At 68.2% G+C, this 23,533-nt stretch carries 23 protein-coding genes; 10 read left to right on the top strand and 13 right to left on the bottom strand.

Features of this window, described 5'->3' with window-relative positions; all coding sequences use genetic code 11:
* Positions 1 to 70: 70 nt before the first annotated feature.
* The 4 genes from CHINAEXTREME_RS03965 to hemC form a co-directional block, all read right to left on the bottom strand.
* The gene (locus tag CHINAEXTREME_RS03965) at positions 71 to 1,162 is read right to left on the bottom strand and encodes a CapA family protein (RefSeq protein ID WP_007141174.1); all 1,092 of its coding nucleotides are present in this window, start codon (positions 1,160 to 1,162) and stop codon (positions 71 to 73) included.
* A 121-nt stretch (positions 1,163 to 1,283) separates the two neighbouring features.
* Positions 1,284 to 2,039 (bottom strand): uroporphyrinogen-III synthase, encoded by a 756-nt coding sequence (locus tag CHINAEXTREME_RS03960; protein ID WP_007141173.1) that lies wholly within the window; start codon positions 2,037 to 2,039, stop codon positions 1,284 to 1,286.
* Between the two features lies 1 nt (position 2,040).
* Positions 2,041 to 2,880, bottom strand: coding sequence for a uroporphyrinogen-III C-methyltransferase (gene cobA, locus CHINAEXTREME_RS03955; protein ID WP_007141172.1), 840 nt, complete (start codon positions 2,878 to 2,880; stop codon positions 2,041 to 2,043).
* Position 2,881: 1 nt separating this feature from the next.
* Positions 2,882 to 4,015 (bottom strand): hydroxymethylbilane synthase, encoded by a 1,134-nt coding sequence (gene hemC / locus CHINAEXTREME_RS03950; protein ID WP_007141171.1) that lies wholly within the window; start codon positions 4,013 to 4,015, stop codon positions 2,882 to 2,884.
* A gap of 405 nt (positions 4,016 to 4,420) precedes the next feature.
* Here hemC and CHINAEXTREME_RS03945 point away from each other — a divergent pair, with 405 nt between their 5' ends.
* From CHINAEXTREME_RS03945 to CHINAEXTREME_RS03930, 4 genes are all read left to right on the top strand, one after another.
* The gene (locus tag CHINAEXTREME_RS03945) at positions 4,421 to 6,748 is read left to right on the top strand and encodes a nitric-oxide reductase large subunit (RefSeq protein WP_007141170.1); all 2,328 of its coding nucleotides are present in this window, start codon (positions 4,421 to 4,423) and stop codon (positions 6,746 to 6,748) included.
* Positions 6,749 to 6,820: 72 nt separating this feature from the next.
* The gene (merB, locus tag CHINAEXTREME_RS03940; RefSeq protein ID WP_007141169.1) at positions 6,821 to 7,501 is read left to right on the top strand and encodes an organomercurial lyase; all 681 of its coding nucleotides are present in this window, start codon (positions 6,821 to 6,823) and stop codon (positions 7,499 to 7,501) included.
* A 73-nt stretch (positions 7,502 to 7,574) separates the two neighbouring features.
* On the top strand, positions 7,575 to 8,534 hold the full coding sequence (locus CHINAEXTREME_RS03935; RefSeq protein ID WP_007141168.1) for an ABC transporter ATP-binding protein: 960 nt from the start codon (positions 7,575 to 7,577) through the stop codon (positions 8,532 to 8,534).
* Positions 8,531 to 9,376, top strand: a complete 846-nt coding sequence (locus tag CHINAEXTREME_RS03930; RefSeq protein ID WP_007141167.1) for an ABC transporter permease — start codon at positions 8,531 to 8,533, stop codon at positions 9,374 to 9,376. The genes CHINAEXTREME_RS03935 and CHINAEXTREME_RS03930 overlap by 4 nt, the downstream gene beginning before the upstream one ends.
* Positions 9,377 to 9,385: 9 nt before the next feature.
* Here the strand turns inward: CHINAEXTREME_RS03930 and CHINAEXTREME_RS03925 are convergent, their stop codons facing one another.
* The 5 genes from CHINAEXTREME_RS03925 to hemB form a co-directional block, all read right to left on the bottom strand.
* A complete protein-coding gene (locus tag CHINAEXTREME_RS03925; protein ID WP_044961482.1) occupies positions 9,386 to 10,078 on the bottom strand; it encodes a hypothetical protein in 693 nt (230 codons plus the stop codon).
* A 101-nt stretch (positions 10,079 to 10,179) separates the two neighbouring features.
* The gene (gene hemL / locus CHINAEXTREME_RS03920; RefSeq protein WP_007141165.1) at positions 10,180 to 11,526 is read right to left on the bottom strand and encodes a glutamate-1-semialdehyde 2,1-aminomutase; all 1,347 of its coding nucleotides are present in this window, start codon (positions 11,524 to 11,526) and stop codon (positions 10,180 to 10,182) included.
* A gap of 90 nt (positions 11,527 to 11,616) precedes the next feature.
* Positions 11,617 to 12,207 carry a PH domain-containing protein gene (locus tag CHINAEXTREME_RS03915; RefSeq protein ID WP_007141164.1) on the bottom strand — a complete coding sequence of 197 codons (591 nt, stop codon included), beginning with the start codon at positions 12,205 to 12,207 and terminating at the stop codon, positions 11,617 to 11,619.
* 133 nt (positions 12,208 to 12,340) lie between these two features.
* On the bottom strand, positions 12,341 to 13,999 hold the full coding sequence (locus tag CHINAEXTREME_RS03910) for an ammonium transporter (RefSeq protein ID WP_007141163.1): 1,659 nt from the start codon (positions 13,997 to 13,999) through the stop codon (positions 12,341 to 12,343).
* Between the two features lie 411 nt (positions 14,000 to 14,410).
* The gene (gene hemB, locus CHINAEXTREME_RS03905) at positions 14,411 to 15,478 is read right to left on the bottom strand and encodes a porphobilinogen synthase (RefSeq protein WP_007141162.1); all 1,068 of its coding nucleotides are present in this window, start codon (positions 15,476 to 15,478) and stop codon (positions 14,411 to 14,413) included.
* 257 nt (positions 15,479 to 15,735) lie between these two features.
* On the opposite strand from hemB, the gene CHINAEXTREME_RS03900 reads away from it, so the two are divergent.
* The 4 genes from CHINAEXTREME_RS03900 to CHINAEXTREME_RS03885 all read left to right on the top strand — a co-directional run bounded on the left by CHINAEXTREME_RS03900 (position 15,736) and on the right by CHINAEXTREME_RS03885 (position 18,500).
* On the top strand, positions 15,736 to 16,881 hold the full coding sequence (locus tag CHINAEXTREME_RS03900; RefSeq protein WP_076738698.1) for an MFS transporter: 1,146 nt from the start codon (positions 15,736 to 15,738) through the stop codon (positions 16,879 to 16,881).
* A gap of 119 nt (positions 16,882 to 17,000) precedes the next feature.
* Complete coding sequence (locus CHINAEXTREME_RS03895; protein WP_007141160.1) at positions 17,001 to 17,213, top strand: hypothetical protein; 213 nt, start codon at positions 17,001 to 17,003, stop codon at positions 17,211 to 17,213.
* A 40-nt stretch (positions 17,214 to 17,253) separates the two neighbouring features.
* Positions 17,254 to 18,042: a TrmB family transcriptional regulator gene (locus CHINAEXTREME_RS03890; RefSeq protein WP_007141159.1), complete on the top strand. Its 789-nt coding sequence runs from the start codon at positions 17,254 to 17,256 to the stop codon at positions 18,040 to 18,042.
* Between the two features lie 134 nt (positions 18,043 to 18,176).
* On the top strand, positions 18,177 to 18,500 hold the full coding sequence (locus CHINAEXTREME_RS03885) for a 4Fe-4S dicluster domain-containing protein (RefSeq protein WP_007141158.1): 324 nt from the start codon (positions 18,177 to 18,179) through the stop codon (positions 18,498 to 18,500).
* A 196-nt stretch (positions 18,501 to 18,696) separates the two neighbouring features.
* Here CHINAEXTREME_RS03885 and CHINAEXTREME_RS21760 read toward each other — a convergent pair whose 3' ends face one another.
* Complete coding sequence (locus tag CHINAEXTREME_RS21760; RefSeq protein ID WP_007141157.1) at positions 18,697 to 18,861, bottom strand: DUF6757 family protein; 165 nt, start codon at positions 18,859 to 18,861, stop codon at positions 18,697 to 18,699.
* Between the two features lie 63 nt (positions 18,862 to 18,924).
* On the bottom strand, positions 18,925 to 19,755 hold the full coding sequence (locus CHINAEXTREME_RS03880; RefSeq protein WP_007141156.1) for a PHP domain-containing protein: 831 nt from the start codon (positions 19,753 to 19,755) through the stop codon (positions 18,925 to 18,927).
* 159 nt (positions 19,756 to 19,914) lie between these two features.
* On the opposite strand from CHINAEXTREME_RS03880, the gene CHINAEXTREME_RS03875 reads away from it, so the two are divergent.
* Both CHINAEXTREME_RS03875 and CHINAEXTREME_RS03870 read left to right on the top strand, forming a co-directional pair.
* Complete coding sequence (locus CHINAEXTREME_RS03875; protein ID WP_007141155.1) at positions 19,915 to 20,202, top strand: DUF5789 family protein; 288 nt, start codon at positions 19,915 to 19,917, stop codon at positions 20,200 to 20,202.
* A gap of 338 nt (positions 20,203 to 20,540) precedes the next feature.
* Positions 20,541 to 20,957 (top strand): chemotaxis protein CheD, encoded by a 417-nt coding sequence (locus tag CHINAEXTREME_RS03870; RefSeq protein WP_238593342.1) that lies wholly within the window; start codon positions 20,541 to 20,543, stop codon positions 20,955 to 20,957.
* Here CHINAEXTREME_RS03870 and CHINAEXTREME_RS03865 read toward each other — a convergent pair.
* Both CHINAEXTREME_RS03865 and CHINAEXTREME_RS03860 read right to left on the bottom strand, forming a co-directional pair.
* Complete coding sequence (locus tag CHINAEXTREME_RS03865; protein ID WP_007141153.1) at positions 20,954 to 22,216, bottom strand: chemotaxis protein CheC; 1,263 nt, start codon at positions 22,214 to 22,216, stop codon at positions 20,954 to 20,956. The genes CHINAEXTREME_RS03870 and CHINAEXTREME_RS03865 overlap by 4 nt on opposite strands.
* Before the next feature lie 187 nt (positions 22,217 to 22,403).
* A complete protein-coding gene (locus CHINAEXTREME_RS03860) occupies positions 22,404 to 23,417 on the bottom strand; it encodes a DUF5784 family protein (protein WP_007141152.1) in 1,014 nt (337 codons plus the stop codon).
* Positions 23,418 to 23,533: the final 116 nt, after the last annotated feature.

Here is a 23,533-nt window from a genome sequence, read left to right as displayed (position 1 = left end):
CGGCTTCGCTCATAAACCCGCGGATCGCCCCTCGAGGGCCGAGAACGGGGAGCGAGCCTCGACGCACCGCTTACAGCGGGAGGACGAGCGCGTCGCCGTCGCGTTCGTACTCGGTCCCGAACGGCGCGGAGCGGTCGCGCATCGTCTCCCGGAGCCACGCCGCCTCGTCCTCGTCGGCCCTGGAGACCGCCAGATCGTCGATGACGGCGGGGACGAGGCGGAGTTCCGCCGGGTTCCCGTCCTCGAGGCCGAGTTCGAAGAGGAACGTGCGATCGTTCCGCAAGTCCTCCTTGATCACGTAGTCGTCGACGATGTCCCCGGTGTCGTGGAGCACGAGGCCGTCGCCGTAGCGCTCGATCCCCTGGACGACGTGGGCGCTGTGGCCGTGGACGAGGTCGACGCCCCGATCGACGAGCCAGCGGCCGAACGCCCGCAGGTCGTCGTCGGGGTACTCGACCCAGTTCGGCCCCCAGTGGACCGACGCGATCAGCAGGTCGGGCTCCGTTTCCCGGGCACGCTCGAGCGCCGCGCCCACGAGTCGCCTGGTCTCGGGAACGTCCGGATCGGTCTCGACGTAGGCGGTCCCCGGGCGGTCGTCGGTCGCGCCGTACTCCGCGTAGTGGTCCGCGAGGGAGACGACTGCGACGTCGACGTCGCCGATGGAAACCGTCGCGGGCGCGCGGGCCGCCGCCGGCCGCTCGCCGGCCCCCGCGAACCCGATCCCCGCGTCCGCGAGCGCGTCGACGGTGTCACGAAGCGCCGTCGGCCCGAAATCCAGGATGTGGTTGTTCGCCAGGGACGCGAACCGGACGTTCCCCGCCTCGAGGGCCGGGACGGCCCAGTCGGGATCGGCTCGGAAGTAGTAGGTCCGGTCGGGGAACCGCTCGCCTCGCGTCGACAGGCAACACTCGAGGTTGCAGCAGACGCCGTCCAGCGACGCCAGTCGGGGGCGCAGATCGCCCCAGACGCTCGCCGGATCGGCTCGACCGCTCCCGTAGCGGTCGTCGAGATCGCGCCCGAGCATGGCGTCGCCGACGAACCCGATCGTCGTCCCGTGGCGCTCGTGGGCCTCGAACTTGGTCGACCGGGCCGCGGGCGCGGTACAGCCGCCGAGGACCGCGGCTCCGGTTGCCGCGAGGAACCGGCGGCGACTCCCGGTCATCGGTTCGCCGGCCGCGGCCGTGGGACCGCGCCGGCGTCTCCCCGTCTCCCTGTTCGCATTCGTTGCCCTCGACTCATCGATCCCGTGTTCACGCTCCCGGTTGAAATAGCCCGCCGGGAGGTCACTCGCCGTTTGCCGACGCGGCGTCGACCGTCTCCGTCGCGAGCCGTTCGAAGGTAGCCTCGCTCGCGACCAGATCGACCTCGAGGCCGTGCTCGCGGGCCGTCTCGGCCGTCGGTTCGCCGATGACGCCGACGACGGCGTCCGCGAGCCCGTCTCGGGCCCGTTCCTCGAGGCCGCGGTCCGCGGCCGCCTCGAGGAAGTGCTCGACGGTCAGCGACGAGGTGAAACAGAGCCCGTCGAGCTCGCCCTCGGCGGCGAGTTCGGCCGAGCGGCCGCTCCCCTCGGGACGGACGAGCCGGTAGAGGATCGTCTCGTGGAGGTACGCGCCCGCCGCCTCGAGCCCCTCGAGCAACACCGGGCTGCCGTGGTCGCTGCGGGCGACCTCGACGCGCGCACCGTCGACCTGGCCCTCGAGCGCGGCGACGAGGCCGCTCGAGGTGTACTCCTCGGGGACGAGATCCACGGCGTACCCCGCCGTCCGGAGCCTGTCGGCCGTCGCGGGGCCGATCGCACAGACGGTCGCGTCGCCGGGTTCCCAGCCGGCGTCGGCGACGAGTTCGACGCCGGTCTTGCTCGTCAGGACGACGTAGTCGGCGTCGGTCCGGGGCGTCGCGTCGGTCGGTTCGACGGCGAGCATCGGATCCGGGACGGGCTCGGCCCCGAGCGACTCGAGTCGTTCGGTCGCGTTCTCGATGCGCTCGTCGTCGGGGCGGAACACGGCTACGGTCGGGCTGTCGGCGGCGTCTTCGTCCATGTTAGCTGTCGGGTACGTCCGCCGGGACGGCGTCGGTTTCGGATTCCGCCCGACCCGGCTCTCGTTCGTTCTCGAGGAACTCGACCACCGACTCGCGGCTGGCGGCGACGTCGCCGATCACCGTCACGGCCGGCGGTTCGATCCCGACCTCGTCGCGGGCATCGACGATCGTCTCGAGCGTGCCGGTCGCGACCCGCTGTTCCTGCCAGGTGCCGCGTTCGACGAGCGCAGCCGGCGTCTCGGGGTCCATCCCGCCCTCCTGCAGCGCCGTGACGTACTGGGGCAGGCGGGTGACGCCCATCAGGACGACGATCGTTCCGCCCGCCGTGGCGAGTGCGTCCCAGTCGACCGCCGAGTCCTCCTTCGTCGGGTCCTCGTGGCCGGTTACGAACGAGACCGACGAGGCGTGATCCCGGTGGGTCACGGGGATGCCGGCGACGGCCGGCGCGGCGACCGCCGAGGTGACCGCCGGAACGACCTCGAACGGGACGCCGTGCTCGGCGAGGTACTCCGCCTCCTCGCCGCCGCGGCCGAAGACGAACGAGTCGCCACCCTTGAGTCGGACGACGCTTTTCCCCTCGTCGGCGAGTTCGACCAGTCGCTCGTTGATCTCCGACTGGGGCGTCCGGTCGCCGTGAGCGCGTTTCCCGACGTCTATGCATCGCTCGTCGGGGAGATCCCCGAGGATCTCGGGGCCCGGGAGCTTGTCGTGGAGCACGACGTCCGCTCGCTCGAGCAGTCGTTTCGCCTTGACCGTCAGCAGGCCGGGGTCGCCGGGACCGCTCCCGACGAGGTAGACGGTTCCGGGTTCCGGTTCGCCTCCGTGGTACTCGATTTCCATCTCATTTCCCCTCCGGTGGGTCGGTGTCTGTCGTGTCGTCGCTCTCGGCTGCCTCGCGGGCGGCGTCGATGAGGTCGGCCGCGCCGCGGTCGGCGAGGTCGGCCGCGAACTCCCGGGCCGCCTCGGCGTGGCGCTCGACCGGCAGGTCTCGGCTCGCGACGACCGATTCCTCGCCGTCGCGGTCGAAGACGGTGACGTTCGTGTGTACGTACTCGCCCTGGACGACGCCGTAGATGCCGATCGGGGCGATACAGCCCCCGCCCAGTTCCGCGAGCAGGGTCCGTTCGACCGTCGTCTCGACGCGGCTGCGCGGGTGATCGATCGCCTCGCGGATGTCGCGTGCAGTCTCCCCGTCGGCCGCGGTGACCGCGAGCGCGCCCTGGCCGGGCGCGGGGACGAACGTTTCGGTCGGCAACCCCTGGTAGTCGACGTAGTGGGCCAGCCCGCTGCGCTCGAGGCCCGCCGCCGCGAGCACGATCGCGTCGTACTCGGTCTCGACCTCCCGGCCCAGCGCCTGGCGCTCGAGTTCCGAGAGGTCGTCGAACCACTCGTCGACGGTGCGGTCGTACTCGGGTTCGAACTCCTCGTCGCCGGTATTGGCTTTCCGCTCCTTGTCGGCCTCCGACCGCTTCTCGTGTTCCGCCTGCAGCGAGGGCGCGAGCAGTTTCTCGAGGCGCGTGTCGACGTTGCCCCGCAGGGGCTCGACCTCGAGGTCCGGCCGCTCGGAAAGCAGTTGCGCGCGACGGCGCAGGCTCGAGGTACCGACGGTCGCCCCCTCCGGCAGGTCTTCGAGACTCGAGCCGTCGGGCGTGACGAGGACGTCGCCCGGCCGGCCCCGCTCGGGGACCGCGGCCGTGACGAGTTCGTCGGGCTGTTCGGTCGGCATGTCCTTCATCGAGTGGATCGCGCCGTCGAGGTCGCCCTCGAGGACGCGTTCGTCGAGTTCGCGGACGAACGCGCCCGTCTTGCCCAGCCGGTGGATGAGTTCGTCCCTGATCTGGTCGCCGGTCGTCTCGACGGTCACGAGTTCGACCTCGTACCGCCGGTCCTCGAGGGTCTCCTTGACGAGCCCGGCCTGTCGCCGGGCCAGCGTGGATCCCCGCGTCGCAAGTCGTAGCGTCCCGCGCGTTCTCATGGGCGGTAGTCCTCGCCTCGGGTATGAAAAGCGCACGCTTGTCCGCCGGACGACCGAGCGTGGCTCCTCGGTTCGGTTCGTCGTTCCGGTACGGTCCCCCGCAGGTCATCCTGGCACGGCCTTCGGCACGTATTTTTTCACCACTATGTTCGGTTTCCGGCGCTCGGATCATTAAGACCGACCATATGACCGTTTCCGTAAACTGAGAATACGGCCGACGGGGAGACGAATCCGATTCGTTCCGACGACGCTGTCTACTGCATGATCTACCATTAAATAAATCGTTGTCGCTAGCAAAGCAATACCTCGAGCCCCGTAGCCGACTCGCCGAACACGTTCGCTAGCTTTTCCAGCGGATAGGAACTGCTGTCCGGTTTAACTATAAAGGGCCGTCGAACGTCGGCTATGAAAGTAACCAGAAAACAACTGGCCACGTTCCTCGCGGCCATCTTCGTCGCGAACCTCATCGTGATGGGCGGCGGGGCGTGGCTCTCATACCAGAACTCCCCCGATATTCCGGAGACGGTCGTCGGACCGGACGGCGAGACCATCGCCACCAGTGCCGACGTCCAGGAGGGGAAGATGGTCTTCCAGGAGAACGGGCTGATGAACCAGGGCTCGATGCTCGGCCGGGGTAGTTACTACGACGTCGACTACACCGCCGACAGCCTCGAGTTGAAGACCGAGCACATGCGCGATTACTACGCGCAGGAGGAACACGGGACCGCGTACGCGGACCTCGAGAACGCGGAGCAAGCAGCGATCGACGCCACGGTTCGCCAGGAACTCCAGTCGAGCACTCCCGGCGAGCAGGTCGAATACTCCGCGGCCGAGGCCTACGCCCACGAACAGGTGCGCCAGGAGTACGTCGAGCGCTACTACGAAGGCGACCGCGAACGCGGCATCCAGGAGGGGCTGATCCCGACCGAGGAGGAGGCCGAGCAGTTCGCGGACTTCGCGCTGTGGACCGCGTGGATCTCCCACACCGATCGTCCGGACTCGGACGCCTCCTTTACCAACGACTTCCCGTACTCGCCCGCCGCGGGTAACGACGCCGGCGGCCCCGTGATGACCTGGAGCGTCATCGCGATGGTCCTGCTCGTCGGCGGTGCGGGACTCGCCATCTGGCTCTACCGGGCCATCGAACTCCCCGAACCCGAGGCCGACGGCGTCACGATCCCCCACCCGAAGGAGATCGACCTCACCCCGAGCCAGCTGCTGAGCACGCGGTTCATCCTCATCGGGGCCCTGCTGTTCGTCCTCCAGACGTTCCTGGGCGGCTTGCTCGCCCACTACTACGTCGAACGCAACGACTTCTTCGGGCTCCACGAGGTGCTGGGGATCGACATCCTCGAGTTCCTCCCGTGGACGATCACCCGCACCTGGCACGTCGACCTGGGGATCCTCTGGATCGCCACGATGTGGCTCGGTGCAGGGCTGTTCCTCGCGCCGCTCCTGACCGGCCGCGAGCCCCGCCGACAGGCGCTGTACGTCAAGGGCCTGATCGGCGCGCTGCTGGTCGTCGCCGTCGGCGGCCTCGCCGGCATCTGGCTCGGCGTCAACAACGTCTTCGACGGCCAGCTCTGGTGGCTGCTCGGTAACGAGGGTCTCGAGTACTTGGAGATCGGCCGCGTCTGGCAGGCCGGCCTGCTGGTCGGCTTCCTGGGCTGGACGGCCCTCGTCGCCCGCGGGTTCAAGCCGCTGCTCGACCGCGAACCGCGCTACGGGCTGGCCCACATGATCGTCTACGCGGGCGGTTCGATCGGCCTGCTGTTCATGGCCGGCTTCCTCTACACGCCGGAGACGAACTTCGTCATGACGGAGTTCTGGCGCTGGTGGGTCGTCCACATGTGGGTCGAGGGGGTCTTCGAGTTCTTCATCCTCGTCGTCATCGCCCTGACGCTCGTCTCGATGAACCTCCTCTCGAAGAAGTCCGCCGAGAAGGCCGTCATCTTCCAGGCCGCCCTGGTCATGGGCAGCGGCATTATCGGCGTCTCCCACCACTACTGGTGGGCCGGCCTCCCCGAGGTCTGGCTGCCGATCGGCAGCGTCTTCTCGACCATCGAGTTCATCCCGCTGCTCTTCATCCTCTACGAGGCGCTCGGGCAGTACCGCGCCATGAGCGGCGCCGGGAAGTCCTTCCCCTATCGGATGGCCTTCTACTTCATCGTCGCCTCGAGCGTCTGGAACTTCTTCGGGGCCGGCGTCATCGGCTTCTTCATCAACCTGCCGGTGATCAGCTACTTCCAGAGCGGGACCTATCTCACGGTGGCCCACGCCCACGGCGCGATGTTCGGCGCGTTCGGCTTCCTCGCGATGGGGATGGCCGTCTACATCCTGCGCGTGACCACCCGGTCCGAGAAGTGGTCCGAGAAACGGCTGCGCTGGTCGTTCTGGCTCTGCAACGTCGGGCTGGCGCTCATGCTGTTCCTGTCGCTGCTGCCCGTCGGCTTCCTCCAGCTGGAGGTCGCGTTCACCGAGGGGTACGCCGCCGCCCGCGCCCTCGAGTTCTACGAGGGCGGGCTGATCCAGACGCTGTTCTGGCTGCGCATGCCCGGCGACACGCTGTTGATCCTCGGCGCGGTCGTCTTCGCCTGGGACGTCGCCGCGAAGCTGCTGTTCCAGCGGAAGCCGACCGACTCGACGACCGATGACCACGTCATCGCCGACCGGATCTTCGCGGCCGACGAGCCGGTCGACGAGCCCGTCGAGCCGGTTAGCGACGACGACTGACGACCCCCTCTTTTCAACCCGCCCACTGTCGTGGGAGTCACGCAGGTGTCGTTCCGCCCGGTATAGCCGGGCATGGCAAACGATCGTCCCGATTGTAGCGAGCCCGACGTCGACGAACGGACCGCGACCCCCGCGGACGGAACGAGCGCCGAACGCGGACGCTGGCTCCCGGACAGGCCCGAACCGGCCCTCGAGGCGCCGCTCCCGGACGAGCTGGGGACGGCCCTGGGACGACTCGTCGGAACCAACCCGGTCGCAACGCTCGGCGAGTGGGTCGAGGAGTGTCGCCGGCTGACCGGCGGCGCGATCGCGCTCGAGGAGCTCTGTCACGCCGACGGTGAGACGGCCCACTGGGGGGAACTCGGCGGCGCGGGCGGCGAGCGATACGACTTCCAGTGCGTGTACGACGCGGTGATCCTGGCGGCAGTCGCGGACGAGCCGGTTCGCGTCCACACCGAGAGCCCCGACGGGACGCCGATCGAAGCCCGCGCGACCGGCGACGAGGTCACCGCGACCCCGCCGAGTGCCGTGGTTTCGTTCGGCGTCGAGGCCGACGTCGATCGGCCAGGTGGCGGGGCGGACGCGTCGATTGCCGAGCCGACCCTCGAGGACGTCTACGCGACCGTCTGTCCGTACGTCAGGGCGTTCCCGGACCGCGAGGCGTACGACCGGTGGGCGTCGCGAGTCTCGGCCGCGACCGTGGCGATGCCGCTCGCCGGCGCGACGGACCTGGCCGAGGCGCTCGTCGAGTGAGCCCGGCGGGATAAACCGTCCCACCATACCCGGCAAACGGCCCTTTCGAATCGTCGTAGTACGAAGCTGTGTGATGCCCGCGATCCGTACCGACGGTCTCACGAAACGGTTCGACGACGTCGTGGCCGTCGACTCGCTCGACCTGGAAGTGCGGAAGGGAGAGGTGTTCGGCTTCCTCGGTCCCAACGGGGCCGGGAAGTCGACCGTGATCAACGTCCTGCTCGATTTCGTCCGGCCGACCGCCGGTTCCGTCCGGGTTCTCGGCCACGACCCGCGGACCGACGCCGACCTGATCCGGCGACGAACCGGCGTCGTCCCCGAGGGGAACCCGCTCTACGAACGACTGACCGGTCGCGACCACCTCGAGTGGACCGCCCGCGCACACGACGTCGCCGTCGACGCGACGGCGCTGCTCGAGCGCGTTGGACTTTCGCCCGAGGCGGGCGAGCGACCCGTCGGCGGCTACTCCACGGGGATGCGCCAGCGGCTCTCGCTGGCGATGGCGCTCGCCGGCGATCCCGACCTGCTGATCCTCGACGAACCCTCGGCCGGCCTCGATCCAACCGGCGCGCGGCGGTTCCGCGAGATCGTCCGCGAGGAAGCCGACGACGGTCGAACTGTGTTCTTCTCGAGTCACGTGCTCGGGGAGGTCGAGGCGGTCAGTGACCGGGTCGGGATCATGGCCGACGGCCGACTCGTCGCCACGGGGACGATTCCGGAACTGCGGGCCGAACTGGACCTCGACGCGTCGATCGTCCTCGAGGTCGAGCGTGTGCCCCCCGATCTCGGACTCGAGGCGGTACCGGGCGTCGACGGGGTCGCGGTCGACGGAACGACGCTGCGGGTCGACCTCGCGGACGCGACGGCGAAAGGCGAGGTCGTCGCGCGCGTCTCACGGCACGCTCGCGTCCTCGACGTCCGCTCGGAGGGGACGTCGCTCGAGCGACTGTTCGCAACGTACACGTCGGCCGATTCGACGGAGCGATCGGCGGAGTCGGCCGACCACTCGCCACTCGCGGAGGTGGAGGAATGAGCGTCCGCACCGTCGTCGCCAAGGACTTCCTCGACGTCCGGCGGGCGAAGACCGTCTGGTTCGTTGGGGGCCTCTACACGAGCCTGATCGCCCTGCTGTTCGCGCAGGTCCGGCTGGGAACCGGCGGCCCGTCCGACGCCCGGATGGCCGTCTGGAACATGGTCGTCGTCGGCGCGGCGTTCATCCCCGCGATCGCGCTCGTGGCGGCCTACCTCGCGATCGCCGGCGAGCGCGAATCCGGGAGCATCGTCTCCCTGTTGTCGACGCCGGTCAGCCGCCGGGACGTCGTCCTCGGGAAGTACGTCTCGCGCGCGGTCGTCGTCGCCGCATCGCTGGCCGTCGCGTTCACGATCGCGGCCGGCCTCGCCGCGGTCTGGTTCCCCGCGTTCGATCCGGCCGTGTTCGCGGGCACGGCGGCGCTGACGACGCTGTACGCGCTGGCGTACGTGTCGGTCGCGATCGGCGTCTCCGCGTCGACGGCCACTCGAGCGCGCGCCATGGCCGGCGCGATCGGGTTCTACTTCGCGACGAACCTGGTGACGCTGTTCGACGACGTCTCCGGGCTGGCGGCACTCGAGTACGTCGCGAACGAGTTGCTGGGGCTCGGCCTCGGCGCGGACGCGATCCAGTTTCTGGGGATCCTCTCGAACCCGACCCGCGCCTATCTGGCGTCGACGATGCTCGTCCTGCCCGCGGAGCTCACCGAGGCGATCGGCCTCCCGGCACGCGAGTCGCTCTCGTGGTACGTCCAGCCCGAAATCGCGGTCGTGATCCTGTTCGGGTGGCTGGTCGCCCCGGTGGCGATCGGCTGGTACCGGTTCGAGCGGGCCGACATCACCTGACGACCCCTTTCACTCGAGGGCCGGCACACCGATCGCCTCGCGACGGTGATAGAGGTAGTACGCCGCGAGGGCCGGCTGGACCGGCGGCACCGAAAGCGAGAGGAACGCCAGCGCGAGGTATACCCCTGGGTTGGGCCGCCACGAGTCGCTTTCCGTACAGACGTAGGCCGCGTCCCGGTGGATCGCGACCGGGAACGCCCCGAACGCGACCGCGCCGGCGAGCCCGGCCCCGGTAGCGAGCAGGCCCGGAATCGAGAGGAGGATCGAAACGCCCGCGGCGACGAGCCCGAACAGCGTCGTCGCGAGCGACAGCGCGACGACGACCCACCAGCCCGACCACCCCGGGGGCGTCCCGAACCGGCGGTGTCGCCGCGCCAGGTAGACGACGCCCGCGGCCGGCGCCCACAGCAGCGCGAACGCGGCGTTGAGCCACGGCCGCGGGCGCCAGTTACCGCTCGCCCGGGGCTGGCGACGGATCCGGTCCGCGTCGAAGAACAGCGCCAGCGACATCCCGAGCGTCAGGAGCGTGTAGCCGGCCGTCCCGACGAGGAACAGCCCCCACGAGAGGCCGGGGACGCCGAGGTCGAGGTCCTCGAGCACGCCGACGGCGCCGACGCCGACGACCGGCGGGAAGAGATAGCAGAGCCGCTCCGCGAGCCGGGCCCAGCCGATGTCGTCGACGTGCGTTGGCACCTGAACCATCGAATCTCGAACGTACCGGAGTCGGGGTCGCGAGAGCGGGAACCGGGGGGGCTCCATCCCGGGCTCCGCCGTGGGGCAGGAGGGTCGTCAGGTTCGCGCCGCTACAGCGCTTCCTTGTACGCCTCGAGGGTCTCCTCGACGTCTTCCTCGGTATGGGCGTAGCTCACGAACTGGCACTCGAACTGGTTCTGCGAGAGGAACACGCCCTGTTCTTTCATCTGGCCCCAGAAGATCCGCCGCCAGCGGTCCGTGTCGGCGTTCTTGACGTCGCCCGCGTTCTTCGGACAGTAGTCGTAGCGCGGACAGGTCGGGTCCTGCCGACAGCCGGCCGGACACTGCTCCTCGAGGGAGTTCGCTCCGGGGCCGTCACGGGTGAAGATCACCTTGAACATGCTGTCGGTGCCGGTGACGGTGTACTGGGGGGCCTGGTCGGCGACGATCTCGGTCAGGCCGCGACGGAGCCGGTCGCCGAGTTCGTTGACGTGGTCGTAGACGTCGTTCTCGGCCGCGAACTTGAGCGTCTCGAGGCCGGCCGCCATCGTGACCGGATGGCCGGAGAAGGTGCCCGCCTGGAAGACGTCGCCCGAGGGAGTGAACTGTTCGACGATCTCGGCGCGGCCGCCGATCGCGCCGACGGGGAAGCCGCCGCCGACGATCTTGCCGAAGGTGGTCAGGTCGGGCGTGACGCCGAACTCGCTCTGGGCACAGCCGAGGCCGCCGACGCGGAAGCCGGTGATGACCTCGTCGAAGATCAGCAGCGAGCCGTGCTCGTCGGTGATCTCCCGGAGGAACTCGTGGTACCCCTCCTCGGGGTGGACGATCCCGTAGTTCCCCAGGATGGGTTCGGTCATGACCGCCGCGATGTCGTCGCCGTGTTCCTCGAAGACCTCGCGGACGGCCTCCTCGTCGTTGAACGGGACCGGAAGAGTGTGCTCGGCGAACGCCTGCGGCACGCCGGCCGAGGAGGGCGCGGGGTTCTCGTGGTCGCCCTCGACGAGCGTCGACTCCTGTGCGCCGTGGTAGCCGCCCTGGTTGACGACGATCTTGTTCCGGCCGGTGTAGCCCCGGGCCAGCCGAACGGCCGAGGTGGTCGCCTCCGTCCCCGAGTTGACGAACCGGATCTTCTCGACCGACGGGACGTGGCGGACGACGAACTCCGCGAGGTCGACCTCGATCTCGGTCGGCGCGCCGTACATCGGCCCTTCGCTTGCTCGCTGCTGGATCCCCGCCTGCACGGGATCTGGGAGGTCGTGCCCCAGGAGGAGGGGACCGAGTCCCATCACCCAGTCGACGTAGCGGTTGCCGTCGGCGTCGATGACGTGGCCGCCGTCGCCCTTCTGGACGAAGAACGGGTAGGGTTCGATCGCCGCTCGAACCGCCGAGTTGACGCCGCCGGGCATGACCGACAGCGCCCTGTCGTACAACTCCCGCGAGTTGTCGTCGTTCATACGCGGGGCTTGGGGGGCGGACGCCAAAGTAGTACCGAGGTTCGACCGGCGCTCTCGAGGACGAGAGCCCTCGACGGCGCTCGCCCCGGGTCAGCGACCGTCCTCGCCTTCGTTGGCGAGGGCGGACTTTCGCCGCCGGATCGTCTCCGTCGCCCGCTCGAACGCCGGCAGGCCTCGAAGCCGGAGCCCCTTCCGACTGAAACTGCTCGAGGAGAGCGCACGCGAAACCGTCACCGTGCCGTACCCCCGGTTGCGGCTGAACGCCGTTGTCTTCGTCTCGAGCCCGTTTACGTCTTCGATCCACGCCTCGGTCGTCGTCCTGGTCGAGAACCCGGCGACGACGACGATCCGGCGATCCGTCACGAGATAGCGGACGCGGTTGCGCCGGTACCAGGCGTAGCCCGCGACGGCCAGACCCGCGACGACTCCCAGCAGTCCGAACGCCGCCTCCTGCGTAGCGATAGCGAGCCCGCCGAGTACGAACACCACCGCGAGAGCGAGGTGTCCGGCCCATGCCCACCACGTCGGCCGTTCGTCGACGAGGACCGTCTCGTCATCGAGCAGCGGCGGGTGCGTCCTCGAGGCCGTCGCCGACGACCCGGTTTCTTCCGGCGGACTCGAGTCGTCGGCTGCCTCGCTCTCGTCGTACGCCACCGTCGATCGATCGCTCCGCTGACTCATTCGTTCCCTAACAGATAACTCGGGTAGATAAGCGTGACGGCAGGTGTGCCAAATGCCGGCGTTTTCGGGCTCGACGCCCCGGGCACGTGGAATGCATCCGGCGGCGGGGCGAACTCGAGCGGTTCTCCGTCGATCAGACGGCTTCCGATCCGCTCTTCCCGGTGCGGATCTGGTAGGCGTCCTCGACGGGGTGGACGAAGATCTTGCCGTCGCCCGGTTCGCCGGTGTTCGCGGCCTCACCGATGGCCTCGACGACCTCCTCGGCGGGGACGTCCGAGACGACGCACTCGATTTTGGCCTTCTGGTGGAGGTCGACCGTGTACTCCTCGCCGCGCCACTGGCCCTTCTTCGCGGGCTGTGAGCCGCGGCCGGAGACGTCGGTGACCGTCAGCGAGGGGGCGCCGACGTCCGCCAGCGCCGTCTTGACCTCGCCCAGTCGGTCGGGGCGGACGATCGCGGTGACCAGTTTGATCTCGCCGTCGTTCGGGTTGCCGCCGTCCGCGCGGACGACCGTCGAGTCGTCGTCGACGGCGCCCCCGTCGGTCGCGACTTCGGGCTTGCCGAACTCGGGGTAGGTGTCGACACCGTGTTCGGAGACGTCGAGGCCGTCGCGTTCGTGTTCGGGCGAGACGCGGGCCTGACCGATAGCCTTGAACGCGAACCAGATGACGGCGGTCGCGCCGACCGTCCAGGCGGTGATGACGACGACGCCGAGCACCTGCGTCGCGAAGGCGGTGCCGACGCTCTCGACGACGCCCGGTGCGGCGACGAAGGGGAACAGCAGGGTGCCCAGAACGCCGGCCGATCCGTGGACCGGGAAGACGGCACAGACGTCGTCGATCTTCAGGTACTGTTCGACGAACTCGAAGACGAGCGGCAACTGCGCCCCGGCGAGCCCGCCGACGACGAACGCGCCCCACCACGCGGTGGTGTCGGGGATCGCCGTGATACCGACGAGGCCGGCGAGCAGGCCGTTGGCGACGTACAGCGTGTCGACCTTGCCCGTCTTGAGCCAGGCGACTAGGCCGGCGCCCATCGCACCACAGGCCATCGAGATCGTAGTCGTCATGGCGACGCGTCCGAGCTGGTCGCCGAGGAACGCGCCGTCGCCGAAGATGGCCGACGTCCCGACGTTGAACCCGTACCAGCCGAACGCGAGGATCAGCGTGCCGAGCACGGCGAACGTCAGCGAGTGGCCGGGAATGACGTTCGCGGTTCCGTCCTCGTTGTACCGGTCCATGCGCGGGCCGAGCACCCACGCGGCGGTGAGCCCGGCGATACCGCCCATCCCGTGAACGATCATCCCACCCGCGAAGTCGGCGAACGGCATTCCAGTGATCGCGCCGATGTGGCCGCCGGCCCAGGTCAGGCCCGTGACCACGGGGTAGATGACCGCCGCCAGCAGGAAGGTGTAGCCGACGTACGCACGCAGTTTCGCACGGCCCGCGACCGCGCCGGAGACGATCGTCGCCGCGGTCATGGCGAAGACCGCGCCGTACAGCCAGTCGATCCAGCTACTCGCTTCGCCGGCAAACGCCGGCTCGAAGCCGCTGCCGGCGACGACACCCTCGATGCCGACGCCGATCAGGAAGAAGACCGTCACGCCGACGCTCCAGGTCAGCAGGTTCTTCGTCAGCTGGTTCGCCACGTTCTTCGACCGCACCTGGCCCGCCTCGAGCATGGCGAAGCCGGCGTGCATGAAGAAAATGAGGAACGTGACGACCAGGATCCACGTGGCGTTGAGCGACTCCATCAACACCTCGGCGTCGGTCTGGAGGATCGTCGGCTCCATCAGGCGACCACCTCCCCGGAGCTCCCGTCAGTTTGTATACGGACGTCTATTTCTGAGCTGTTCTTCCGCACGATCGTATTTCGAATCACGGTTGTGGTGGATGGTGGAGTTGAATATAAGGGTTATCGTTAACGTTCGTCGAATTACGTTGGTGTAATAGGGACGAACGACCAAATCTAAAGGCGATCTAATGTGTATAAGGGTATTTCCGCCACGGTTCGGTCGCTTTCGCGGCCGGGTTTCGACGTTCGTCAACCCGTCGAGCGGGCTATCTCGGGGGTACTCGGAGGGGATTCGGTCGTCTCGTCGGTTCGTGTGAGCACGTCACGCTCGCGCGCGGCAGATGTTGCCACGGACTCGAGGGGCCGTCGACCCGAATGGACGTTCGTCAGAATAATGGGGGCTGTGGAGTCAGTCGTCCTCGATCAATCGCGACGCCACGTCCTCCGCGAAGTAGGTCAGGATCAGGTCCGCGCCCGCCCGCTTGATCGACAGCAGCGACTCGAGGGCGACCGACTCGAGGTCGAGCCACCCCTTCTCGGCGGCGGCCTGCAGCATGGCGTACTCGCCGGAGACGTTGTACGCGGCGACGGGGTGGTCGAACTCCCTGCGGACGGTCGCGACGACGTCGAGATAGGGGAGCGCGGGTTTGACCATCAGGACGTCCGCGCCCTGTTCGACGTCCAGCGCGACCTCGCGGACGGCCTCGCGGGCGTTCGCGGGGTCCATCTGGTAGTGGCGGCGGTCGCCGAAGGCGGGCGCGCCGTCGGCGGCGTCCCGGAAGGGGCCGTAGAAGGCGCTCTCGTACTTGGCGGCGTAGCTCATGATCGGGACGTGTTCGTGGCCGGCGGCGTCCAGGGCCTCCCGGATCGCGCCGACCATCCCGTCCATCATCCCGCTCGGGGCGACCATGTCCGCGCCCGCGTCGGCGTGCGAGACCGCGATCTTCCGGAGCGACTCGAGGGTGGCGTCGTTGTCGACGGTGATCGACGGCTCCTCGGGGAGCGAGTGGCCCTCGCCGGGGACGTGACTGTCTCCGGTTCCGTCGCCCTCGGCTCCGTCGCTCGAGCCGTTCTGGAGCCCGTCCTCGAGCGTCCCGCAGTGGCCGTGGTCGGTGTACTCACAGAGGCAGACGTCGGTGACGACGTAGGCGTCGGTCTCGGCCGTGATCCGGCGCGTCGCCTCCTGGACGACGCCGTCGTCGGCCCACGCGCGAGTCCCCTCGGGGTCTTTCGATTCGGGGACGCCGAACAGCATGACCGCCTCGACGCCCGTCTCCAGGACTTCCTCGACGCGGTCGACGGCCGCCTCGAGCGGGACGCGCTCGTGGCCCGGCATCGACTCGATCGGCCGGCGCTCGTCGGTCGTCGCGTCGACGAACACCGGAGCGATGAGGTCGGTGGGCTCGAGGCTCGTCTCGCTGACGAGCCCGCGGACGCCGTCCTGGCGGAGCCGTCGGGGGCGATGGGTGAGGTCCATGCGGGATCCTACAGACGGACGGATCAAAAACGGCGCGCTCTCCGCGCGTTTCGCGCCCGTCCCGAGCGTGTCGAGACGATATTCTCTCTCGTTGAAAGCTCCCGTTCCCGAACACGACCGTCCTTAGCCGCGTCCTCGAGCCCACGGGTTCCGTCCTTCGAACGGCCGCCCCGTTGCCGAGATCAACACCCTCATTTGCGGAGGGAAGCGACGGTCACACGATCGGCATCGATGACGACGAGACGGAGGCCATGTGAATGAGGTGGCGCTACCGAGAGACGGTGCTCGTGTTGAGCACGCTCGCGTTCTTCGCGACGATGGTCGGTCGGCTGGCGATCAGTCCGGTCGTCCCGATGGTCACCGAGGACTTCGGCGTCTCGAACTCGGTGATCGGGATCGCGCTGACGGGGATGTGGATGACCTACTTCCTCTCGCAGTTCCCCAGCGGCCTGTTCGCCGACCGCCACGGCGAGCGGCCCGTCATCCTCGTCGCCGTCGGTGGGACCGCCGTCGCGAGCGTCTTCCTCGCCGTCGCGCCCCTGTTCGGGATCTTCCTGCTCGGAACGCTCCTCCTGGGGGCCGTCGCCGGACTCCACTACAGCGTCGCGACGACGCTGCTCACGCGGACCTACGACGAGATCGGCACCGCGATCGTCGTCCACAACAGCGGCGGCCCCCTCGCGGGACTGATCGCGCCACCGAGCTGGCGGCCCGCCGTCGCGATCGGCGCCGCGGCCGCCATCCCCGTCTTCGTGCTGTTCGCGTGGCGAGTTCGCCCCACCGAGCCGCGCCGGCCGGACGAACCCGTTCGTGACCGCCTCGAGCTAGAACCCATCCTCGAGTTGCTCTCGCGGCCGGAGATCGCGTTCCCGGTCGTGCTCGCGATCCTCGCGGCGTTCGTCTGGCAGGCGACCTCCTCGTTCCTGCCGACCTTCCTCGTCGAGCACCGCGGCCAGTCGACGGAGTTCGCGGGGGTGGTGTTCGCGAGTTACTTCGTCGTGCAGGCGATCACGCAGGTCGGCGTCGGGGCGGTCTCGGACCGGTACGGCCGGGACCTGGCGACGGCCGGCTGTATGGTCCTCGCGTCGACCGGGTTCGGCCTGCTGGTGGCCGTTCCGGGCCGGATCGCGCTCGGCGGGGCGGTCCTCCTGATCGGAACGGGGCTCGGCTGGGGGGCCGCGCTGTTGCCGCGGTTCATGGACGTCCTCGGCGAGGAGGAGCGGGGTGCGGGGTTCGGCCTCGTCCGGACTGTCTACGGGTTCGTCGGCGCGCTCGGGTCGGTCTGTACGGGCGTCCTGGCCGATCTCTTCGGCTGGGGCGTCTCCTTCGCCGTACTCGGCGGGCTGCTGGCGCTCGTGTTCGTCGCGCTCGTCGTCAATCGGGCCCTTTCGCTGGGGTACTGAGGCGGATGTCTCGAGGGCCCGTTTCGCCATCCCCTGTTGTTACGCCCGGTGCACGAGCGCGGATACTCCAGTCGAACTCGCGGACGCGTTATCCGTGGACACCGACTACCTCCCATCGCATGACCGAGGAGAACCGAACGCGTGGCGCGGCCGAGTGCGTCGACTGCGGGCGGATCCTGGCGGTCCGACTCGCCGAAACGGACGTTCTGTACCCGATCGGGAGCACCGACGGCTGCCCGTGCGGCGGGACCGAGTTCCGGGTGCTCGGCGACGGGGACGGGGCGACGAACGCGGCCGACCGCGACCGGAGTCGGTCCCGGACCTGTCAGTAGAAGGCTCCGACCTTTAGCCGCGGGAGAACGTAGCGTGCCCGTGTCAAACAGCGAGGAGGCCGTCAGATCGCTGACCGAACTCGGGCTCACGGAGTACGAGGCCCGGTGTTTCGTCGCGCTCGCCCGTATTTCGTCCGGAACGGCCAGGGAGATCAGCGACGTCGCCGAGGTCCCACGCTCACGCGTGTACGACACGATCGAACGCCTCGACCGGAAAGGACTGGTCACCGTCCAGCAGTCCGACCCGCGCGAGTACCAGGCCATCTCGACCGACCTTGCCATCGAGCGGATCCGCGACGACTACGATTCGCGAATCAACGCCGCCGAGAACGCGCTGCAACAACTCGAGCGGCCCGACTCCAGGGAGAACGAGGGAACCTGGGCCATCTCGCGCCCGGAGTACGTCACCGACCGGATCGTCACGTTTCTCGAGGAGGCCGACGAATCGATCCATCTGGTCGCCGCTGTCCCGGACTCGATCGACCGAGAGGTCTACGCCGGCCTGTGTGACGTCGCCGAAGGGGAGCCCGAGGTCGTCGTCGAAGTGCCGACCGAGGACGACCGCGAGACGTTCCACGAGGCGGTGCCGGAGGCGACGGTGGTCGTCGCCGAGGAGTTGCGGACGACGACCGCCGTCAACGAGGAACGGCCGGCGAAACTGCTGCTCGTCGACGGCGAGGCGGTGGTCGCCTCGGGGCTCAAGGACAGCGACCTCCCGGACGTCGTCCACGAGACGGCGGTCTGGACCTACGGCCGGGATCACGGGTTCGCCGCCTGGATGCGCGAACTGCTCGACGACAGACTCGAGCGCCGCGACGTCGATCGCTGACGGGGGAGGGGGAGGTGACCTCGAGGCGAACCGCGACGCCGGTGAATCGCCGACCCGGAATACGGCCGGGCGTCGGTGCGGGCGACTTCGAGTCCGTACTTTTAAGTGACTGTCCGACGTTTGACCTGTTAGCAATGGCCATAGATCCGCAGTTCAACGAAAACCGCGAGAAGGTGGACGAACACGAGGGCCACGCCGTCTGGGGGCCGGTGGACGAACCCGAGGAACTGGGCATCCACGGGACTCACGTGGCGGTCGACTTCGACCTCTGTATCGCGGACGGGGCCTGTCTCGAGGACTGCCCGGTCGACGTCTTCGAGTGGGTCGACACGCCGGGCCATCCCGAGAGCGAGAAGAAAGCCGATCCGGCCAACGAGGCCCAGTGTATCGACTGCATGCTCTGTGTCGACGTCTGCCCGGTAGACGCCATCGACGTCGATGCGGGGCGGACGGCCTGATACGGTCCGGCACTCTTGCTGCGGTTCGGGTGACTGCCGTTGGCTGACGGCTACCGATCGACGACCTCATCGGTTCGGTTCGCCCTGCTGTCGCTCTCGCTCTCGGGATTGCCGATCCTTCGATTCTCGAGCCTCGAGACTCGAGCCTCGATCTTCGTCGTAAACGGAGAGCCCGAAAACGGCGAGTCAGTTCCCGTTACTCGGCACGGTCGACGTCGACCTGTTCCTTGAGCGTCTCGAGTCCGTCTGCCTCGGCGAGTTCCTGTAACCGCTCGCGGAAGTGTTCTTCACAGAGGCCGACTTTCAGCCCGTCGGATTCCGCTGCGAAGGCGGCTTCGCGGTCACAGTAGTGGCAGTTCATGAACGCAGGTATGACCCCCGAGACATTGAACCCTCCGCTATCGGCCGGTGTTCCCGCTACCCATTACCGGTCCCCGTCGGGTGCTGGCAGTCCCAGTCGCTCGTACTCGTCCTGCGAGAGGCCGGCGACGCCGAGTTCGTCCTCGTGGGCGTCGGTCCCGCCCGTCGCGAGCAGGTCGTGGCGGTCGATCGTTCGCTGGACGGGTTCCAGATCGAGGTCGCGGCCGTACGGATAGTGGAGTTCGACGGCGTCTAACGCCGCGGCCCGCTCGAGGGCGCGTTCGGGGTCGGAATACCGCAGCGGGTGGGCGAGTGCGACGACCGAACACGCTTCCGCGAGCACCTCCCGGCCGCGCTCGAACGAGGGGACGTTCCGCGGTACGAAACAGGGATCACCGCCGCCGATGAGCCCGTCGAACGCGTCCTCGTAGCCGTAGTCGACGTCGGGATGGTCGTCGATCGCACGGGCGACGTGGGGCCGGCCGAAGCCGTCGGTGACGGTGACGCCGAGGTCGACGCCGAGCCGATCCTCCACGCGGTCGACGATCGCCCGCCCGCGTTCGATCCGATCCCGCTGGATCCGCTCGGTCAGGGTCTCGAGTTCGGCCGTTCGCTCGACCGCGTACCCCAGCAGGTCGACGCGCTGGCCGGGATCGGGCCGATCGCCCGGCGGCCGAACCTCGTCGATGCCGTCAATCTCGACCCGAAGTTCGATTCCGTTGACGATCGTCACGTTGTCGCGCTCGACGACCGGCTCCTCGAGGGGCTGGAGCCGGTCGTGATCCGTGAGTCCGACGACGTCCACGCCGTGGCGCTTCGCCACGGCCGGCACCGCTTCCCGTTCGAGACTGCCGTCCGAGCGGGTGGTGTGGACGTGCAGATCGGCGTATGGCATACTCCACCCGAGCGCGGCCGGGCCTAAAGTCGTTTTCAGTCCCGGAGCTGTCGATCGGCCCGTTCTCGAAGGTCCCTCTAGCTGTATAAGGTGTAGTATCGGCCTAGAGATCGTTTATGGACAATGTTTATAATCATCGTTCACTCAGAATACGACGTAATGCTGCTCAACGGCACCGGCGAACTCATCGACGATTACGAGTACCCCGCGACCACCGAGGAACTGATCGATGCCCACGGCGACCGAACCCTCGAACTTCCGAACGGCTCCGAACAGGTCGAGGAGGTACTCGCACGCCTCGAGTCCGAGACCTTCGAGACGCCGGAGGACGCCCGTTTCGCCATCTACGCCGCCGTGAGCGAGAAGGCGGTCGGTCGAGTCGGCTACAGCGACCGTGATCCGACGCCGATCGGCAGTCCGTACAGCCCCGACGCGGTGTCGTTCTAGCCGTTTCGGGTCGGACCCAGGCTCGTCCTATCCCGTCCCGTCGCGTCCCGTCCCATCCTATCATACTTTTCCGATCGTCAGTCCCCGACAGCGGTGCGTCCCGTGCGCCTCGAGCCGTCCGTCGGTCGGTTCGATGGCCGGAAACACTACTACCGAGAAGCCACGAGTTGGCGTCGTTGCGTGTCCGGTCGTCGTCCCGTCCCGCCTTCATCCGGGAACGTGGGCCCACCGGGAACCGGACGAAACGGAACGGAAAAAACGGGTATCGAATGGCCGAAACAGCCCCAATACGCGTCGGAATTTCCGAACACGGACTCTCGACTGACGGCCGTCCGTTAGTGACGAATGGGGTCGGCTCCTGCGGCGTGGTCGTCCTCCACGACGACACCGCCGGGGTCAGCGCGATGCTCCATTTCATGCTCCCCGGACGCGAGTCCCCGTCGCCGGAGGATCCCGACGAGAAGTTCGCCGACACCGGGCTCGAGGTACTGGTCTCGACGTTCGAGTCCAACGGCGGCCGGACGCGGCGGGCGTGGGCGAAACTCGCGGGCGGTGCCCGGATGTTCGAGTTCGACAGTTTCGACACGCCGGTCGGCGAGCAGAACGTCGCGGCCGCACGCGACGGTCTCGAGTCTCGGAACATCCCGATCCGGGGATCCGACGTCGGCGGCAGTGAAGGGCGACAGGTCACGTTCGAGCCGGCCTCCGGCGGGATGATCGTCAAGACGGCTGCCGGAAAGACGCGGCGGCTCTAGAAGAGGTCGTCGGGGTCGGCGTCGGTCTCGTCGGCGCGTTCGACGAGCAGCTCGTCCAGCGCGGACTCGAGTTCCGCGGGTCGGGGAACGGCGAACAACTGGCACTGCAGGGCATCGCTGTCGCCGATCCGGATCGCGGAATCGAGCAGGAACGCGTAGTTCTCCTCGCGACCGACGTCCGCGATGATCGGGCTCACGATCGACGACCCCATGTCGTCGACGAACGCCGGCGGCGAGTGTTCGATCGACGTCTCGAGGACGTTCGCCCAGCCGTCGATGAAGCCGCTGGCGATTACGTTCCCGAGCTCCTCGAGGGCCTCGCGTCTTCGGCCGGCCCACTCGATTTCCGCGCCATCCGCCCGGTCGCTTTCCAGATCGACGAACGGCAACGCGCCGACGGCGGTCCGGGCCGCACCCGGGTCGAACAGGATCGCCAGGTGGCCGCTGGGGGCCCCGTCGAACTGGACGACGGTGCCGACACGCCGCCGATCGCTGACGTGGGCCGGGACGTCGGAAAGCGGGACGAACCGGAGCCGATTGACCTCGACGGCCGTCGAAAGCTGTGTCATATCGCTGACGTTGTCCGCAGCCTTCGTCGACCCGTGCTCGGTCATCTCCGAGAACACTTCGAGTTTCTCGAAGGGGATCCGCCCGCGACCGGTCGGGACGGCGCTCGAGTCGTCGACCCGGGTGTCCAGCAGCCGCTCGAGCGACTCGAGTTCCGGGAACAGCAGCATTCGAAAGGAGACGTCCTCGCCGACGGCGTCGACCCGGGTCCGGAAGACGACGACGTATTCGTCGTCGGTCAGGTCCTCCGGGAACACCGCGATACCCGTCCCCTCGACGTACTCCGGCGGCGAGACCTCGACTTTCGTCTCGAGGTGGTCGGCCCACCCACCGACGAACCCGTTGACCATGATGTTCCCGGCCTCGACGATCGCGCTCTCGGTCAGTTCCGGATCGGCGGGACCGTCGCGGCCGGCGTTCGGAACCAGTTCGCGCGCGATGGTCTCGCGCCCCTCGGCGTCGAACGCGAGCACGGTCGTCCCCGACAGCGGCTCACCGAGCGAGACGTCGATTCCGGCGAATTCCCGGCCGTCGAACTCGTACTCGAGGTCGGCGCTCGACAGCAACGAGACGTCGGTCACTTCGACGCGTGTCTCGATCCCGGTCAGTTCAGCCAGCGCCTCCGCTGCCGACTCGCCGCCGTCCCGGGCCAGTTCGTTGTAGGTTTTCAACGATTGGACGTCGATCTCCATCGTTAGTTCCTCGCAGACCGGCGCTGGCGCTGGCGCGCGGATGCGCCCGTCCCGGCGCTCGGGCCCTCGAGGGCCGGGCTCGCGCCCGTCACTGTCCCCACCTCGGTCCCGATCGCTGTTCGTAACACGTTCTGTACCTGAACGAATCACGTAATTTATTTTTCGGCGAGCGACCGTCGACGGCCGCTCAATCGACGAACTCGACCGCGTCGTTCGTCTCGAGATCGAGCGGTACCGACCCCTTGCGGTACCCCTCGACGTGGCCGTCGGGCCGGGCGCGGTAGACGACGGCGGGCCGGTGGCGGACGTCCGGCCGTTCGTCGCGGACGGCGGCCCAGCTATCGTCGCGAAAACTCGAGCAGTCGACGAACAGGACCGCGCCACCGCCGTGTTTGGCGAGTTGTCCGTTGGTCTTCGTCTCGGCGGTGTCGCGGACGGCGGCGACCGGGCCGGCGGCGCTGCGGTTCGTCGGCGGTTGCGGGCGAGTCACCTCGACCAGGGCGTTCGTCTCGGCGTCGTCGGCCCGGAAGTCGAGCGAGTGGCCGGTCGTTACCTCGATCTCGGGGACGATGTCGTAGCCGGCGTCGGTGAGGATCTTGGCGGCGATGAACTCGCCCATCGTCGCGCTCATGCGGACGCGGTCGACGTGGTTGCTGGTGCCGAGTTTGCCCGCCATCACGTGTCGATACTCGTCGAACACGCCGGTCTTCAGGAACTCCTCGAAGAAGCGGGTGGCTTCGCGCCGGCCGGCGTCGGGGAAGCCGGCGGCGTGTTCCCGGAAGAACGCGCGGGTCGACTCCCGGCCGTCTTTGGACATGAATACGGGGAGGAAAAACCAGGAGATGTAGGGGTAGTCGGTGAGCCACGGATCCTCTTCGTGGAGCGTCGCGAGCAGTTCCCGCTGGGCCCAGCGGGCGACGTGATAGGGCACCTCGTCCCAGCCGAACTTGTCGGTCCGCCACAGCGACGACGGCGTCTCCGTGTTGCCCATCCAGTAGGCTTCGGACTCGTTGTGTGCGAACAGGGCGAGGTCGCCGTTTTGCATCTCGAAACGGTGGGTCGTCCAGTCGGCCCCGATCTCGAACCGCGGGGAGACGGCCTGGGCACCGATGTTCGACCGGAGCGGCTGCAGAATATCCTGTCGGACTCGTTGCTCGCTCCACGACTGGGGCGAGTAACGAAAGCGAAGCGGCTGTGCCACACCCTTATTTCGGCTCGAGCGCGCTTACGTGTTACGAGAGCCGGGACACATGGTGATGGATGTCTCGAACCACCGTTACATTGATGTATTCGAGCCACCAATGTGTGTATACCTAC

The organism is Halobiforma lacisalsi AJ5, assembly GCF_000226975.2.
Taxonomy (GTDB): Archaea; Halobacteriota; Halobacteria; order Halobacteriales; family Natrialbaceae; genus Natronobacterium; species Natronobacterium lacisalsi.
This window is presented reverse-complemented; position numbering and strand designations above follow the sequence as displayed.

What these genes read in the sequence shown, in the direction of transcription:
- CHINAEXTREME_RS03965 (WP_007141174.1), bottom strand. Translation starts at nt 1,162, where the DNA reads ATGACCGGGAGTCGCCGCCGGTTCCTCGCGGCAACCGGAGCCGCGGTC.
- CHINAEXTREME_RS03960 (WP_007141173.1), bottom strand. Translation starts at nt 2,039, where the DNA reads ATGGACGAAGACGCCGCCGACAGCCCGACCGTAGCCGTGTTCCGCCCC.
- cobA (WP_007141172.1), bottom strand. Translation starts at nt 2,880, where the DNA reads ATGGAAATCGAGTACCACGGAGGCGAACCGGAACCCGGAACCGTCTAC.
- hemC (WP_007141171.1), bottom strand. Translation starts at nt 4,015, where the DNA reads ATGAGAACGCGCGGGACGCTACGACTTGCGACGCGGGGATCCACGCTG.
- CHINAEXTREME_RS03945 (WP_007141170.1), top strand. Translation starts at nt 4,421, where the DNA reads ATGAAAGTAACCAGAAAACAACTGGCCACGTTCCTCGCGGCCATCTTC.
- merB (WP_007141169.1), top strand. Translation starts at nt 6,821, where the DNA reads ATGGCAAACGATCGTCCCGATTGTAGCGAGCCCGACGTCGACGAACGG.
- CHINAEXTREME_RS03935 (WP_007141168.1), top strand. Translation starts at nt 7,575, where the DNA reads ATGCCCGCGATCCGTACCGACGGTCTCACGAAACGGTTCGACGACGTC.
- CHINAEXTREME_RS03930 (WP_007141167.1), top strand. Translation starts at nt 8,531, where the DNA reads ATGAGCGTCCGCACCGTCGTCGCCAAGGACTTCCTCGACGTCCGGCGG.
- CHINAEXTREME_RS03925 (WP_044961482.1), bottom strand. Translation starts at nt 10,078, where the DNA reads ATGGTTCAGGTGCCAACGCACGTCGACGACATCGGCTGGGCCCGGCTC.
- hemL (WP_007141165.1), bottom strand. Translation starts at nt 11,526, where the DNA reads ATGAACGACGACAACTCGCGGGAGTTGTACGACAGGGCGCTGTCGGTC.
- CHINAEXTREME_RS03915 (WP_007141164.1), bottom strand. Translation starts at nt 12,207, where the DNA reads ATGAGTCAGCGGAGCGATCGATCGACGGTGGCGTACGACGAGAGCGAG.
- CHINAEXTREME_RS03910 (WP_007141163.1), bottom strand. Translation starts at nt 13,999, where the DNA reads ATGGAGCCGACGATCCTCCAGACCGACGCCGAGGTGTTGATGGAGTCG.
- hemB (WP_007141162.1), bottom strand. Translation starts at nt 15,478, where the DNA reads ATGGACCTCACCCATCGCCCCCGACGGCTCCGCCAGGACGGCGTCCGC.
- CHINAEXTREME_RS03900 (WP_076738698.1), top strand. Translation starts at nt 15,736, where the DNA reads ATGAGGTGGCGCTACCGAGAGACGGTGCTCGTGTTGAGCACGCTCGCG.
- CHINAEXTREME_RS03895 (WP_007141160.1), top strand. Translation starts at nt 17,001, where the DNA reads ATGACCGAGGAGAACCGAACGCGTGGCGCGGCCGAGTGCGTCGACTGC.
- CHINAEXTREME_RS03885 (WP_007141158.1), top strand. Translation starts at nt 18,177, where the DNA reads ATGGCCATAGATCCGCAGTTCAACGAAAACCGCGAGAAGGTGGACGAA.
- CHINAEXTREME_RS21760 (WP_007141157.1), bottom strand. Translation starts at nt 18,861, where the DNA reads ATGAACTGCCACTACTGTGACCGCGAAGCCGCCTTCGCAGCGGAATCC.
- CHINAEXTREME_RS03880 (WP_007141156.1), bottom strand. Translation starts at nt 19,755, where the DNA reads ATGCCATACGCCGATCTGCACGTCCACACCACCCGCTCGGACGGCAGT.
- CHINAEXTREME_RS03875 (WP_007141155.1), top strand. Translation starts at nt 19,915, where the DNA reads ATGCTGCTCAACGGCACCGGCGAACTCATCGACGATTACGAGTACCCC.
- CHINAEXTREME_RS03865 (WP_007141153.1), bottom strand. Translation starts at nt 22,216, where the DNA reads ATGGAGATCGACGTCCAATCGTTGAAAACCTACAACGAACTGGCCCGG.